This is a genomic window from Gordonia iterans (assembly GCF_002993285.1).
GTDB classification, from domain to species: domain Bacteria; phylum Actinomycetota; class Actinomycetes; order Mycobacteriales; family Mycobacteriaceae; genus Gordonia; species Gordonia iterans.
This window is the reverse complement of the sequence record NZ_CP027433.1, coordinates 2,988,978-3,002,621: the sequence shown is the minus strand read 5'-3', so window position 1 is coordinate 3,002,621 and position 13,644 is coordinate 2,988,978. Positions and strand designations below refer to the sequence as shown.

Below are 13,644 nucleotides of genomic sequence, written 5' to 3'. Positions count from 1 at the left end.
CTCACGTGGCTCGTGATTACTACGGAATTCTGGGTGTGCCCAGGAACGTCTCCGATCAGGAACTCAAGCGCGCGTACCGCCGCCTGGCGCGGGAGCTGCATCCCGATGTGAATCCGCTGGAAGAGGAGCGGTTCAAAGAGGTCACCACGGCCTACGAGGTGCTGTCGGATCCGGAGAAGCGCCGGATCGTCGACGCCGGCGGCGACCCGATGGCCGCGAGTGGGATGGGCGGCTTCGGCGGCGACTTCGGCGGTCTCGGGGACATCTTCAACACTTTTTTCGGCGGCGGCGGCGGTGGCTTCGGCGGCGGAGGCCGAGGACCGCGTGGGCGCGTCCGCCCCGGTGAACCGGCTCTGGTCGGCCTGACGCTCGATCTCGAGGAGATCGCTGCGGGCGCCGAACGTGAGATCACGGTCGACACCGCGATCCTCTGCGACAGCTGCGACGGCGCGGGCACCCGCGACAACTCCAAGCCGGTCACCTGCCCGACGTGCCGCGGTCAGGGCGAGATCCAGACCGTGCAGCGGTCGTTCCTCGGCCAGGTGATGTCGGTGCGCGAGTGTCCCGAGTGCCACGGCGCCGGTGAGGTGATCCCCGATCCGTGCCTCAAGTGCGGCGGCGACGGCCGGGTCCGCTCCCGGCGCACCCTGACGGTGAAGATCCCGGCCGGGGTGGAGCAGGGCATGCGCGTCCGGCTGGCAGGCAAGGGCGAGGTGGGCCCCGGCGGCGGACCGGCCGGCGACCTCTATGTGGAGATCAGCGAGAAGCCCGACGACGTCTTCGTCCGCGACAAGGACGACCTGCACTGCACTCTGCGCGTCCCGATGGTCGACGCCGCGCTCGGATCGTCGCTCGACATCGACACCGTGCTGGGCGGCACCGCGCACATCGACATCGAGCCCGGCACCCAGCCAGGGACCGTGGTCACCGTCAAGGGACAGGGCCTGCCGCACCTGAACACCGGCCTGCGCGGAAGCCTGCACGCGCACCTGGAGGTGGTGGTGCCCGCCAAGCTCGACGGGGCCCAGAAGGACCTGCTCACCGAACTGCGGGCCGCGGCGAACGACGACGTCGAACTGGTGACCGCGACGTCCAAGTCCGGTGCCAAGTCCGGGGTCTTCTCCCGGCTGCGCAACGCCTTCGCCGGACGATGACGCCTCCGGTCTTCTGGGTCGACGACGTTCCCCGCGCGGGCGAGACCGCGCTGGTGAGCGGGCCGGAAGGCCGCCACGCGGTGACGGTGACCCGGCTCCGACCCGGCGAGCCGGTGATCCTCGGGGACGGGCGCGGCACGCGCGCGGACTGCACGGTGACCGAGGTGTCCGGCAAGGACCGGCTGACGGTGCGGGCCGGGCGCGTCGAGTTCGTCGCGCGGCGCACTCCGCTGGTCACGATCGTGCAGGCGCTGCCCAAGGCCGAGCGGTCCGAGCTCGCCGTGGACCTGATGACCGAGGCCGGGGCCGACGTGATCGTGCCCTGGCAGGCGGCGCGGAGCATCGCGCGCTGGTCGGGCGCCAAGGCCGCCAAGGGTGTCGAGAAGTGGCGCACCACCGCCGCGACGGCCGCCAAGCAGGCACGACGGGCCTGGATCCCGGAAGTTCACGATCTGTCCGCCACCATCGACGTCCGCGACGTCTGCGCACGGGTGCACGCCGCCGGAGGTGTGGTGGCACTGCTCCACGAGGACGGTGCCACGCCGTTCCGGTCGGTGGACTTCTCCGCGGCGCCAGAAGTGGTGTTCGTCATCGGACCCGAAGGCGGGCTGACCGAGCAGGAAGTGGCCGACTTGACCGCGCTGGGCGGCCGCAGCGTGGTGCTGGGGCCGCAGGTGCTGCGGACCGCCGCCGCGGGCGCGGTAGCGCTGGGCGCCCTCGGCGCGGTGACCGACCGCTGGGACGCATGAAGCGCGTCAAGGTCCCCTACGGCGAGCATCGCTCGCAGTACGGCCACCTGTATCTGCCGGACTGGGATCCGGCCGAGGGCCGCGCTCCGCTCATGGTGCTGGTGCACGGCGGTTCGTGGTCGACGGAGTACGCATTGGTCGTGTACTCGGCGGTCGCGCGCGACCTCGTCGCCCACGGCGCCGTGGTCTGGAACGTCGAATACCGTCGCCGCGAAGAGGGCGGGGGATGGCCGCAGACCGGACGCGACGTGGTCGCCGCGATCGCTGCGCTCGACGGTCCCGTCGCCGGGGAACTCGCGTCGGCGGGAGTCGCGGTGGACCGGCGGCACGTGGCCGTCGTCGGGCATTCGGCCGGCGGGCAACTCGCCGCGTGGGCTGTCGCGCAACTCGGTGCCCGGACCTCGGGACACCGCATCACCACCGTGGTCCCGCAGTCGGCGGTGCTGGACTTCACCGTGCCCGGGGCGCGTGACAAGGAGTCGGTCGTCGCCTTCCTGGGCGCGACGTACGACGACGCGCCCGCCCGCTTCGTCGATGCCTCACCCGCTCACGCGCCCGTGGTCGATGCGACCGTCGCCCTCGTGCACACGAGCGGCGATCACGCGGTTCCGCTCGCGATGAGCGAGCACTACGTACAGGTGATGACGGCGCGCGGACAGAACACGACGCTCACGGCGGTGCCGGGCGGACATGCGTGCTTTGTGGATCCGAAGACCCCCGCGCACCGCGCGACGCTGCGCGCGCTCGCCCTGTAGGCGGAGATTCCGACAACCTCCTCGCCCGATCGCTCACTGAGCCGACGGGCCGCTCGCGCCTCTCGTGAGGTGACGTCCCCCGATCGCTCATTGAGCCGACGGGCCGCTCGCGCCTCTCGTGAGGTGACGTCCCCCGATCGCTCATTGAGCCGACGAGGAACGCAGTGACGAGTCGTGTCGAAATGCTGTGTGTATACCGGTATGCCGCCGGGATAGAATCAATCGCAATGATCGCGCTGATCGAACGAGACGACCACGCTGATCGAGCGGAGTCGAGATTTCAGGAGTGAAACCCTTAGTGACTGACCACGACGACACACCCCGCGTGGCGACTTCGAGCATGGAGATCCCGCACGAGTTGGTGGTCGGGCTGCTGGGAGCGGCCGATGTCAATCTGCGAACGCTGGAATCTCAACTGCCGGCCGACGTCCATGTGCGCGGCAACAGACTCACTCTGAGCGGACAGCCGGCCGACATCGCGGCGTCCGAGCGGGTGATCGCCGAACTGGTCGCGCTGGTGCGCACCGGCACCCCGCTGACCCCGGACCTGGTCCGCGAGTCGATGACGATCCTGTCCGACCAGGACGGGGCCGAATCACCCGCTCAGGTCCTGAGCCTGGACATCATCGCCCGGCGCGGCAAGGCGATCCGGCCCAAGACGCTCAACCAGAAGCGCTACGTCGACGCGATCGACGAGAACACGATCGTTTTCGGGCTCGGCCCGGCCGGCACCGGCAAGACCTACCTCGCGATGGCCAAGGCCGTGCAGGCGCTGCAGCGCAAGGAGGTCAGCCGGATCATCCTGACGCGCCCCGCGGTCGAGGCCGGCGAGCGGCTGGGCTTTCTGCCGGGCTCGCTGAGCGAGAAGATCGACCCGTATCTGCGGCCGCTCTACGATGCCCTGCACGACATGATGGACCCCGAGGCGATCCCGAAGCTGATGGAGGCCGGGGTCATCGAGGTGGCCCCGCTGGCGTACATGCGCGGCCGCACTCTCAACGACGCGTTCATCATCCTCGACGAGGCGCAGAACACCACCGGCGAGCAGATGAAGATGTTCCTCACCCGACTCGGTTTCGGCGCCAAGATGGTCGTCACCGGCGACATCACCCAGGTGGACCTGCCGGGCGGCGCCAGGAGTGGACTGCGCATCGCCGCGAAGATCCTCGACGGCATCGACGACATCCACTTCGCCGAGCTGACCAGCGCCGACGTGGTGCGCCACCGGCTGGTGGCAGACATCGTCGACGCCTACGGGCGCGCCGAGGAGAACGGCAGACCGGCGGGCAACCGAGCGGACCGTCGTGCCGCAGTGCAGGCGGGCCGTCGTCGATGAGCATCGAACTGTTCAACGAGTCCGGCGAGGACGCGCCGGAAGACCGGATCATCGAGGTGGCTCGGTTCGCGATGGGCGCGATGGACGTGCACCCGGCGGCCGAACTCTCGATCCAGTTGGTCGATCTCGACACCATGGCGGATCTGCACATGCAGTGGATGGATCTGCCCGGGCCCACCGACGTGATGAGCTTCCCGATGGACGAGCTGACCCCCGGCGGGCGGCCGGATGCGGCCGATCCCGGGCCGGCCATGCTCGGTGACATCGTGCTGTGCCCGGCGTTCGCGGCCGACCAGGCCCGCAAGCAGCGACACAGCTACGACCACGAGCTCGCGGTCCTCACCGTGCACGGTGTGCTGCACCTGCTGGGCTTCGATCACGCCGAGCCGGCCGAGGAGAAGGAGATGTTCGGGTTGCAGAACCGGATCCTCGCCGACTGGTACGACGCACGCGACCAACGGGCGACCGAGCAGCGGCAGGCGGAGAAGGACGGCCGGCTGCTGCGCAACATCGGGTTCGACGCCGAACCCGGTACGAGCTGAGTCCCGTTGCGAGACATCGTGTTCCTCGTCGTCGCCGCGGCGTTCACCGTGATCGGCGGACTGTTCGCCGCCATCGACTCGGCGCTGGCGACGGTGTCCGTGGCCCGCGTCGAGGATCTGATCAAGGACGATCGCTTCGGCGCCAAACGCCTCATCCGCGTCGTGGAGCAGCGGCCGGCGTACATCGGTCTCACCGTGCTGCTCCGGATCGGATTCGAGACCGCGTCCACGGTGCTGGTCGCCCTCGTCGCGACCGAACATCTGGGGATGACCTGGGGGATCGTGGTGGCGGTCCTGGTGATGATGGTGGTCTCCTTCGTCGCGGTGGGCGTCGGCCCGCGCACGGTGGGCCGCCAGCACGCGTACTCGCTCTCCCTGTTCGCCGCGCCGCTGCTGACAGTGATCGGCGTCCTGTTGCGGCCGGTCACCCGGATTCTGATCGTGCTGGGCAACGCGCTGACTCCGGGCAAGGGTTTCCGCAACGGCCCGTTCGCGACGGAGGTGGAGGTCCGCGAGATCGTCGACCTGGCTCAGTCGCAGGGCGTGGTCGACGACGACGAGCGTCGGATGATCCAGTCGGTGTTCGAGCTCGACGAGACCAACGCGCGCGAGGTGATGGTGCCGCGTCCCGAGATGGTCTGGATCGAGGCGGAGAAGTCCGCGACGCAGGCGATGAGCCTGGCGGTCCGGTCGGGACATTCGCGCATCCCGGTGATCGGCGACAACCCCGATGACATCCTCGGGGTCGTCTACCTCAAAGACGTCGTCGAACGCATGCTGCCGCAGGGCCGGGTCCAGACCGAGCTCACCGTCGCCGACGTGATGCGCGAGGCCTGGTTCGTGCCCGACTCCAAGCGGCTCGACGATCTGCTCGAAGACATGCAGGCCCAGCACAACCACATGGCGATGCTGGTCGACGAGTACGGCGGCATCGCCGGTCTGGTGACCATCGAGGACGTGCTGGAGGAGATCGTCGGGGAGATCGCCGACGAGTACGACACCGACGAGGTGGCGCCCGTCGAGGAGGTCTCCGAGGGCGTCTACCGGGTCTCGTCGCGGCTTCCCGTCGAAGATCTGGGCGAGCTGTACGGCGTCGACCTCACCGACGACGACGTGGAGACCGTCGGCGGCCTGCTCGCCTGGAAGCTCGGGCGAGTTCCGTTGCCGGGAGCTCGCGTGAAGATCGCCGGACTGATGCTCACCGCCGAGGGCGGCCCGAACCGGGTCGGACGGCAGCGGATCACCTCCGTGCTGGTGCGACGCAAGAAGGACAAGACGGCCAAGGAGAAGTCGGCCGGCAACGCGGCGCCTCAGGGCAGAGTCAAGGACGACGAGGCCACACGCACGGCCGAGACGACAGGAGAAGTGCAGTGACCGAGTTCCGATCGGGGTTCATCTGCTTCGTCGGCCGGCCGAACACCGGCAAGTCGACGCTCACCAATGCGCTGGTGGGCGACAAGATCGCCATCACGTCGAACCGGCCGCAGACCACGCGCCATGCCATCCGCGGCATCGTGAACCTGCCCGACGCGCAGCTGGTCCTGGTCGATACGCCCGGCCTGCATCGCCCGCGGACGCTGCTCGGTAAGCGCTTGAACGACCTGGTCCTCGACACGCTGTCGGAGGTCGACATCATCTGCCTGTGCATTCCTGCCGACGAGCCGATCGGCCCGGGGGACAAGTGGATCATCGAGCAGATCAAGCCGCTCGCGAGACGCGCCCGGGGCGACCGGTCCGCTCGCTCCGCTCCCGGCGCCGCGGTGGTCGGCATCGTCACCAAGCTCGACAAGGTGACCCCGGACAAGGTGGGCGATCAGTTGATCAAGCTCTCGCAGCTGCTGGGCGACGACGCCGAGGTGATCCCGGTGTCGGCCAAGAGCGGCAAGCAGCTCGACGTGCTCAGCGACCTGCTGGTGTCGCTCTGCGAGCCGGGGCCCGCGTTCTATCCCGACGGTGAGCTGACCGACGAGCCCGAGCAGGTCCTCATGGCCGAGTTCATCCGTGAGGCCGCGCTGGAGGGTGTGCGCGACGAGCTGCCGCACTCGCTCGCCGTGACCATCGAAGAGGTGATTCCGCGCGAGGGCACCGATCCGCCGATGGTCGACGTGTATGCACATCTGTTCGTCGAACGCGACAGCCAGAAGGGGATCATCATCGGCAAGAAGGGTGCCCGGCTGAAGGAGGTCGGCACCGCCGCTCGCGGCCAGATCGAGCGGCTGCTCGGCTGCAAGGTGTACCTGGACCTCCGGGTCAAGGTGGCCAAGGACTGGCAGCGCGACCCGAAGCAGTTGGGCCGCCTCGGCTTCTGACCGACCGGTCTCGCAGTTCGGCGGCGGTCGAGTCGCTGGGCCGACGGTGGGGGCGGCTTTTGTTCGGTGGTCGGGTATCTGGGGTCGATGGCGGGGCGGCTTTTGTTCGGTGGTCGAGTAGCGGCGAACGAAGTGAGTCCGCGTATCGAGACCACCCGCCGAAGATGAGTCGCCGGCGGCGCTGTGGGGGGATAATCACCGCATGATCCGATTTCTCTTGAACTTCGCGGTGAACCTGGTCTCCGCGGCGGTGGCGTTCCTGATCGCGTGGGCGGTGATCGACGGCTTCGATCTGTCGCTGGGCGGCTTCTTCATCGCGGTCGCGCTGTTCACGGCGCTCCAGTCCCTGCTGGGTCCGTTCGTCTTCAACATCGCGCGGCAGTACGCGTCAGCGATCCTCGGCGGGATCGGCCTGGTCTCGACGCTGCTCGCGTTGTGGATCACGACCCTCATCAGCGGCGCCCTCTCGATCAGCGGAGTCAGTGCCTGGATCGCGTCGACCGTGGTGGTCTGGTTGGTCTCCGCACTCGCCGGCTGGGGCCTGGGCTACCTGATTCTGACCCGCTGGTGGGACCGCAAGCAGGAGGCCGAAGCAGAGAACGCGGCCGCCGATGCCGCTCTCGCCCGTCGTGAGGCGAAGAAGGCGAAGAAGGAGAAGTAGCGCCTGTCCGCGGGTCGGGGCGCGGTTCTGTCGTCCCTCGGTGAGAGAATGTCGCGGTGAGGAATTACCAGGACGAGGCGGTGGTGATCCGTCAGCACAAGCTGGGGGAGGCCGACCGCATCATCACCTTCCTCACCGCCGAGCACGGCCTGGTCCGGGCCGTGGCGAAGGGGATCCGGCGGACGCGCTCGAAGTTCGGGGCGCGCCTGGAGCCCTTCGCACATGTTCACGTGAGCCTTTATCTGGGGCGCAACCTCGACACGGTCACCGGGGCGCACACGATCGATGCGTTCAGCGAGGCGATGGCGCAGGACTACACCCGCTACACCACAGCCTGCGCTGTGCTGGAGACCGCCGAGCGTCTCGCCGGTGAGGAGCGAGCACCGGCCCGGCACCTGTATCGGCTGACCGTCGGAGCGCTCACCGCGCTGGCGGAGGACCGGCGCGGCACCCAGCTGATCCTGGATGCGTTCCTGCTGCGGGCGATGGGCTCGGCGGGCTGGATGCCTGCGCTCGACGTCTGCGCGCGCTGCGCGAACCCCGGACCGCTCAAGGCCTTTCACGCTGCGGCCGGTGGCGCGGTGTGCACGTACTGCCGCCCGGCGGGATCGGCGACACCGTCGGTCGGGGTGCTGGAACTGATGGATGCTCTGGCGCGAGGGGAGTGGGAGCACGTCGCCGCGGCCACGGATGCGCAGCAGCGGCAAGCGACCGGGCTGATCGCCGCGCACCTGCAGTGGCATCTGGAACGGCGGCTCCGGACGCTGCCGCTGATCGAACGGCGGACGCCGCCGGGACCGGTTCAGCCCTCCGGGGACCGGACCGCGTCCACGGCGTAGCCGGCCGCCCCGGGCCTCGTCCGCTGCCGCGGAAGAACTTCCGGCACGGGACACTAGGCTGGTGTCCGGGACTTGACGAACGAACGCGTCGCACGGGCGACGCGGAAGCCGATCCGAGGAAGGGCAGGCCGACCCGATGGCACGACTGACCCGCCGCCAGCAGCCGGCACCGGCCGCTCGCCGTGCGATCCGCCCGCCCGATCCGCATCCGTCGGGGGCCGTGCCCCCGGCGATTCCGGCCGAGTTCGTGCCGAACCACGTGGCGCTGGTGATGGACGGCAACGGCCGGTGGGCGCAGGACCGCGGGCTGCCGCGGACCGAGGGCCACAAGCGGGGCGAGGCCGTGCTCATGGACGCCGTGTGCGGGTCGATCGAGATCGGCGTCAAGTGGCTGTCGGCCTACGCCTTCTCCACGGAGAACTGGTCGCGCAGTCCCGAAGAGGTGAAGTTCCTGATGGGCTTCAACCGGGACGTGATCCGCCGGCGGCGGGACGAGATGCACGAGATGGGCGTCCGTGTGCGGTGGGCCGGGCGGCGGCCGCGCCTGTGGCGCAGTGTGATCAAGGAGCTCGAGGTCGCCGAGGAACTGACCAAGGACAACGATGTCCTCACTCTGGTGATGTGCGTCAACTACGGCGGTCGCGCCGAGATCGCGGATGCCGCCCGGGAGATCGCGAGGCGGGCCGCGGCCGGGGAGATCGATCCGGAGCGGATCACCGAGGCGAGCTTCGCGCGGTACCTGGACGAGCCCGACATGCCGGACGTGGACCTGTTCCTGCGGCCGTCCGGCGAGCAGCGGCTCTCGAACTTCCTGCTGTGGCAGTCCGCGTACGCCGAGATGGTGTACCAGGAGAAGCTGTTCCCCGACTTCGATCGCCGGGACCTGTGGGCCGCCTGCCTGGAGTACGCGAAGCGCGACCGGCGGTTCGGCAGTGCCTGAGGCCGTCGACGCGATGAGTCGGGAACGCGACGCGCGGGCCGGGTCGGTCCTCCTGGAGGTGGTCGATCCCGGGTCCCCGGGTGCCCAGTTCGCGGTCGGCGAGTACTTTGCCGAGTTGGCTCGCCGCTTCCCGACCGGCTTCGACGTGAAGAACCCCGCGCACGGAGATTCGTTCCGGGGGCCGAACGGCGTGTTCGTCCTGGCGTCCAGCGGAGGGCGACCCGTGGGGTGCGGCGCGGTCCAGACGATCGCTCCGGGGGTCGGCGAGATCAAGCGGATGTGGGTGCACGACGACTGGCGCGGGCTGGGCTTGGGGTCACGACTGCTGCGCGAACTGGAGTGCCGCGCTGCCGAACTCGGCCACACGACGGTGCGCCTGGACACGAACGGAGCGCTGACCACGGCGATCGCGATGTACGGTCGCGCCGGCTACTCGCAGGTCGACCGCTACAACAACAACCCCTACGCCACCCACTTCTTCGAGAAGACGCTGCCGGAGGCGGCACCGCCCTGCGGCTCGGATCCCCGGTGACCACCGTGACGACGAGGGGCGGGAACCGACCGAGGTACGGGTGCCGGGCACCGTGCTCTCCGAATGGCACCCTCAGCTGAGGGTGCGTGAACGAGTTGATGGTGCCGGGCACCGTCAACTCGGAGCCCCGCGGTCGTCCGTCTCCGCGAGAGGTCACCGGGGAGTAGTCTCAGCGGCGTTGCGCCCGCGTCCCGTCGCCGGCGACGGCGGGGCGGGATCGAGAGGAAGCGGACGATGAGGAAGCGGCAGCGGATCGCAGCAGGAATCTGTGCGGCGGTGCTCATGACGGGGACGGTCGCGTGCGGAGGTTCCACCGACAGCGGATATCCGGATGCCGGCCGTTCCGGCGCGGCTGAGTCGAGCGTGGAGATGGTCGGGCCGGTGACGCGGAGCGCGGACGAGTTGCGGGGAACCACAGTGGAGCTCACGGTCGGCCGAGTGCTCAACATCGACACCGGGGACGTGCCGGTGCAGAGCTACCGCGGTGAGGTGGCGGATCGGCGCGTCGCCAAGTTCGAGCGGGGACGGGACGAGGGCGGCGTCCGATTCAACCCCGGCGTCACGGCGGTGGCGCCCGGCACCACCGCCGTGACGATGACCAGCGAGGACGCCGACACGGAGCCCATTCGGTTCACGGTGACCGTCACCGCGGCGGAGTAGTCACTGCTCGGCGTCCGGCCGCATGCTCGCCAGGAGCTCGACGAGGCGAGTTTCGATATCGGCGGCGTCCACGCCGGCGGCGGTGAGGGGACCCGAACCGCTCTCGGCGTCGAGCAGCGCGAGCAGGATGTGCTCGGTGCCGATGTAGTTGTGGCACAGGCGCAGCGCCTGCCGGAAGGTCAGTTCCAGCGCCTTGCGCGCGGCGGTGTCGTAGGGGATCAGCTCGGGGACTTCTGCGGCCGGGGCGGGCAGTGCGCCCTGCAGCGCGGTGCGGAGCTCGTCGGGTGCGAGGCCGCCCTGTGAGAGGAGCACGACGGCGAGCGATTCGGGATCGTCGAGAATGCCGAGGGCGAGGTGCACCGGCGTCACCTCGTCGTTTCCGTTGGCCTTGGCGGCGTTGTGGGCGGCGGCCGCGACGTTGCGAGCCCGGGGAGTGAAGGCGTTGAAGCCCTGGTTGGGATCCAGATCGGAGGCGGTGCCCGGATCCTTCGGCGTGAAACGCTTCTGCGCGGCCTGTTTGGTGACGCCCATGCTGGCGCCGATCTCGGTCCACGAGGCGCCGGTGCGACGGGCGTTGTCGACGAAGTGTCCGATCAGGTGATCGGCGACGTCGCCGAGGTGGTCGGCGGCCAGCATGGCGTCGGTGAGCTGCTCGAGGGGGTCGTCGTGCACCTTCTTTATGGCGTCGATCAGATCGTCGAGACGGACGGGTGGGCTGAGGGGTGTGTTCTCCGGCATGCGTCAACACTAAGTTGACGAGGGTGGAATCGTCAACTACGGGTTGACGCTTGAGGTCACTCCGCGGCGGAGACGCAGTCGGTGCAGGTGCCGAAGATCTCGACCGTGTGCGAGATGTCCTGGAAACCGTGGGTGCGAGCGACGGTGGCCGCCCACTTCTCGACCGGATCGGCCTGGATCTCGACGGTGGTGCCGCAGTCGCGACAGACGAGATGGTGGTGGTGTTCGGCCGAGCAGTGCCGGTAGCGGGTCTCGCCGGAGCCGTCCCAGATGGCGTCGACCTGGCCGGCGTCGACGAGGGCCTGCAGGTTGCGGTAGACGGTGGTGAGACCGATCGAGTCGCCGCGGGCGACGAGTTGGTCGTGCAGCTGCTGGGCGGAGAGGAAGTCGTCGGTCCGGGTGAGCAGGTCGGCGATCGCCGAGCGCTGCCGCGTCGTGCGCTGGCCGGTGACCGGCTTGGTGCGAGTCATGGGTGACGCCCTTCGGTCGCGTGCGTGAGGGCGTCGGTGACGATGTGGGCGATGTGATCGTCGACCAGGGTGTACTCCACCTCGCGGCCGCGGCGGTTGCCTGCCACGACACCGGAGTTCTTGAGCACTTTGAGGTGCTGGCTCACTTGGGGCTGGTTGAGATGCAGCGCATCGACGAGCTCGTGCACGCACATCGCGCGCTCCTTCAGGGACAGCACGATCGCGACGCGGGCGGGCGCGGCCAGGGCTCGCAGGAGGTCGCTCGCGGCCGCGGTGTCGGCGGCGCTGGGGCGCGCGGGGGCGACATCGGGGTGGGTCATTCGGGGTTCCTTCCGGACGGTTACTCCATCTTATTAGCAGTGGTTGCCATTTGGCTATTTGCGCATGAGTTGCCGGTGGTGCGCGGCGCCGGGGAGAGCCGCGGACGGACGGTGCGGCGCGGCAAGACGGCCGGGACCATCTTCATGCGTGCGGGGAGATACCCTGTAGAGCGCTGGTGCGTGTTCTCAAGACGACGCGCGCGCAGCGAGTCCCGTCCTCAATCCTGGAGATCAGTCAGCCGTGGCCGTGCAGTCCAAAGTCGAAGCCGTCGTCAACCTCGCCAAGCGGCGGGGCCTGGTGTACCCGTGCGGTGAGATCTACGGCGGAACGCGGTCGGCGTGGGACTACGGGCCGCTGGGCGTCGAGCTGAAGAACAACATCAAGGACCAGTGGTGGCGCAGCATGGTCACCTCGCGCGACGACGTGGTGGGCCTGGACTCCTCGGTGATCCTTCCGCGGCAGGTCTGGGAGGCATCCGGGCACGTGGACGTGTTCACCGACCCGCTGGTCGAGTGCACCAACTGCCACAAGCGCCACCGGCAGGACCATCTCCAGGAGGCGTACGCGGAGAAGAAGGGCATCGCCGACCCGGATGAGGTGCCGATGAGCGAGGTGGTCTGCCCGGACTGCGGGACGCGGGGGCAGTGGACCGAGCCGCGGGAGTTCTCCGGGCTGCTCAAGACGTTCCTCGGACCTGTCGTCGACGAGGAGGGGCTGCACTACCTGCGCCCGGAGACCGCGCAGGGCATCTTCATCAATTTCAAGAACGTGATGACCACCGCGCGCAAGAAGCCGCCGTTCGGCATCGCGCAGATCGGCAAGAGCTTCCGCAACGAGATCACACCCGGCAACTTCATCTTCCGCACTCGTGAGTTCGAGCAGATGGAGATGGAGTTCTTCGTCAAGCCGGGCGACGACGACGAGTGGCACGAGTACTGGATCTCGACGCGGATGGACTGGTACACCGATCTGGGCATCGACCCGGAGAACCTGCGCCTGTTCGTGCATCCGCTGGAGAAGCTGTCGCACTACTCCAAGGGCACCACCGACATCGAGTACCGGTTCGGCTTCTCCGGGAATCCGTGGGGTGAGCTGGAGGGCATCGCCAACCGCACCGACTACGACCTCTCCACGCACAGCAAGGCCTCCGGCGAGGACCTGGTCTACTTCGAGCAGGCGACCGGCGAGAAGTACACGCCGTACGTCATCGAGCCCGCCGCCGGCCTCGGCCGTTCGATGATGGCCTTCCTCTGCGATGCCTACACCGAGGAGGAGGTGCCGAACGCCAAGGGCGGCACCGACACCCGCACCGTCCTGAAGCTCGATCGCCGCCTCGCCCCGGTCAAGGCGGCCGTGTTGCCGCTCTCGCGCAACGAGAAGCTGTCGCCGAAGGCCCGCGGCCTCGCCGACGAACTGCGCAAGTACTGGACCATCGACTTCGACGACGCCCAGGGCATCGGCAAGCGCTACCGGCGCCAGGACGAGATCGGCACGCCGTTCTGCGTGACCGTCGACTTCGACACGCTCGACGACGACGCCGTCACCATCCGCGAGCGCGACACCATGGCGCAGGAGCGCATCCCGCTGTCCGGCGTGGTGGAGTACCTCGCCGGCAAGCTCGTCGGCGCCTGACCTCGC

General features: G+C 68.9%; 16 protein-coding genes. 13 read left to right on the top strand and 3 right to left on the bottom strand.

Annotation, left to right across the window (positions count from 1 at the left end):
* Positions 1–5 precede the first annotated feature (5 nt).
* The 12 genes from dnaJ to C6V83_RS13765 all read left to right on the top strand — a co-directional run bounded on the left by dnaJ (position 6) and on the right by C6V83_RS13765 (position 10,477).
* Positions 6–1,154, top strand: a complete 1,149-nt coding sequence (gene dnaJ, locus C6V83_RS13820; RefSeq protein WP_105942879.1) for a molecular chaperone DnaJ — start codon at positions 6–8, stop codon at positions 1,152–1,154.
* Positions 1,151–1,903: a 16S rRNA (uracil(1498)-N(3))-methyltransferase gene (locus C6V83_RS13815; RefSeq protein WP_105942878.1), complete on the top strand. Its 753-nt coding sequence runs from the start codon at positions 1,151–1,153 to the stop codon at positions 1,901–1,903. The genes dnaJ and C6V83_RS13815 overlap by 4 nt, the downstream gene beginning before the upstream one ends.
* Complete coding sequence (locus C6V83_RS13810; RefSeq protein ID WP_105942877.1) at positions 1,900–2,658, top strand: alpha/beta hydrolase family protein; 759 nt, start codon at positions 1,900–1,902, stop codon at positions 2,656–2,658. The genes C6V83_RS13815 and C6V83_RS13810 overlap by 4 nt, the downstream gene beginning before the upstream one ends.
* A gap of 340 nt (positions 2,659–2,998) precedes the next feature.
* Positions 2,999–3,994 (top strand): PhoH family protein, encoded by a 996-nt coding sequence (locus tag C6V83_RS13805; RefSeq protein WP_105942876.1) that lies wholly within the window; start codon positions 2,999–3,001, stop codon positions 3,992–3,994.
* On the top strand, positions 3,991–4,536 hold the full coding sequence (ybeY, locus tag C6V83_RS13800) for an rRNA maturation RNase YbeY (RefSeq protein ID WP_105942875.1): 546 nt from the start codon (positions 3,991–3,993) through the stop codon (positions 4,534–4,536). Before C6V83_RS13805 ends, ybeY begins: the two co-directional genes overlap by 4 nt.
* A gap of 6 nt (positions 4,537–4,542) precedes the next feature.
* Positions 4,543–5,910, top strand: a complete 1,368-nt coding sequence (locus C6V83_RS13795) for a hemolysin family protein (protein WP_105942874.1) — start codon at positions 4,543–4,545, stop codon at positions 5,908–5,910.
* Positions 5,907–6,845 carry a GTPase Era gene (era, locus tag C6V83_RS13790; RefSeq protein ID WP_105942873.1) on the top strand — a complete coding sequence of 313 codons (939 nt, stop codon included), beginning with the start codon at positions 5,907–5,909 and terminating at the stop codon, positions 6,843–6,845. The genes C6V83_RS13795 and era overlap by 4 nt, the downstream gene beginning before the upstream one ends.
* 202 nt (positions 6,846–7,047) lie before the next feature.
* Positions 7,048–7,506: a phage holin family protein gene (locus C6V83_RS13785; protein WP_105942872.1), complete on the top strand. Its 459-nt coding sequence runs from the start codon at positions 7,048–7,050 to the stop codon at positions 7,504–7,506.
* A 56-nt stretch (positions 7,507–7,562) separates the two neighbouring features.
* Positions 7,563–8,345: a DNA repair protein RecO gene (gene recO / locus C6V83_RS13780; protein WP_105942871.1), complete on the top strand. Its 783-nt coding sequence runs from the start codon at positions 7,563–7,565 to the stop codon at positions 8,343–8,345.
* Positions 8,346–8,481: 136 nt separating this feature from the next.
* Positions 8,482–9,285, top strand: coding sequence for an isoprenyl transferase (locus tag C6V83_RS13775; protein ID WP_105942870.1), 804 nt, complete (start codon positions 8,482–8,484; stop codon positions 9,283–9,285).
* Entirely contained in the window at positions 9,278–9,817 is a 540-nt protein-coding gene (locus C6V83_RS13770; protein WP_234353738.1) for a GNAT family N-acetyltransferase, read from the top strand. Before C6V83_RS13775 ends, C6V83_RS13770 begins: the two co-directional genes overlap by 8 nt.
* A 234-nt stretch (positions 9,818–10,051) precedes the next feature.
* Positions 10,052–10,477 (top strand): hypothetical protein, encoded by a 426-nt coding sequence (locus C6V83_RS13765; RefSeq protein ID WP_234353737.1) that lies wholly within the window; start codon positions 10,052–10,054, stop codon positions 10,475–10,477.
* Here the strand turns inward: C6V83_RS13765 and C6V83_RS13760 are convergent, their stop codons facing one another.
* Genes C6V83_RS13760 through C6V83_RS13750 form a run of 3 tightly spaced genes read right to left on the bottom strand, consistent with a single transcriptional unit; the run spans position 10,478 to position 12,005 of the window.
* Positions 10,478–11,215 carry a Clp protease N-terminal domain-containing protein gene (locus C6V83_RS13760; protein WP_105942869.1) on the bottom strand — a complete coding sequence of 246 codons (738 nt, stop codon included), beginning with the start codon at positions 11,213–11,215 and terminating at the stop codon, positions 10,478–10,480.
* A gap of 56 nt (positions 11,216–11,271) precedes the next feature.
* Positions 11,272–11,685 carry a Fur family transcriptional regulator gene (locus C6V83_RS13755; RefSeq protein ID WP_105942868.1) on the bottom strand — a complete coding sequence of 138 codons (414 nt, stop codon included), beginning with the start codon at positions 11,683–11,685 and terminating at the stop codon, positions 11,272–11,274.
* On the bottom strand, positions 11,682–12,005 hold the full coding sequence (locus tag C6V83_RS13750) for an ArsR/SmtB family transcription factor (protein WP_105942867.1): 324 nt from the start codon (positions 12,003–12,005) through the stop codon (positions 11,682–11,684). Before C6V83_RS13750 ends, C6V83_RS13755 begins: the two co-directional genes overlap by 4 nt.
* A gap of 241 nt (positions 12,006–12,246) precedes the next feature.
* Here C6V83_RS13750 and C6V83_RS13745 point away from each other — a divergent pair, with 241 nt between their 5' ends.
* The gene (locus C6V83_RS13745) at positions 12,247–13,638 is read left to right on the top strand and encodes a glycine--tRNA ligase (RefSeq protein WP_105942866.1); all 1,392 of its coding nucleotides are present in this window, start codon (positions 12,247–12,249) and stop codon (positions 13,636–13,638) included.
* Positions 13,639–13,644 lie beyond the last annotated feature (6 nt).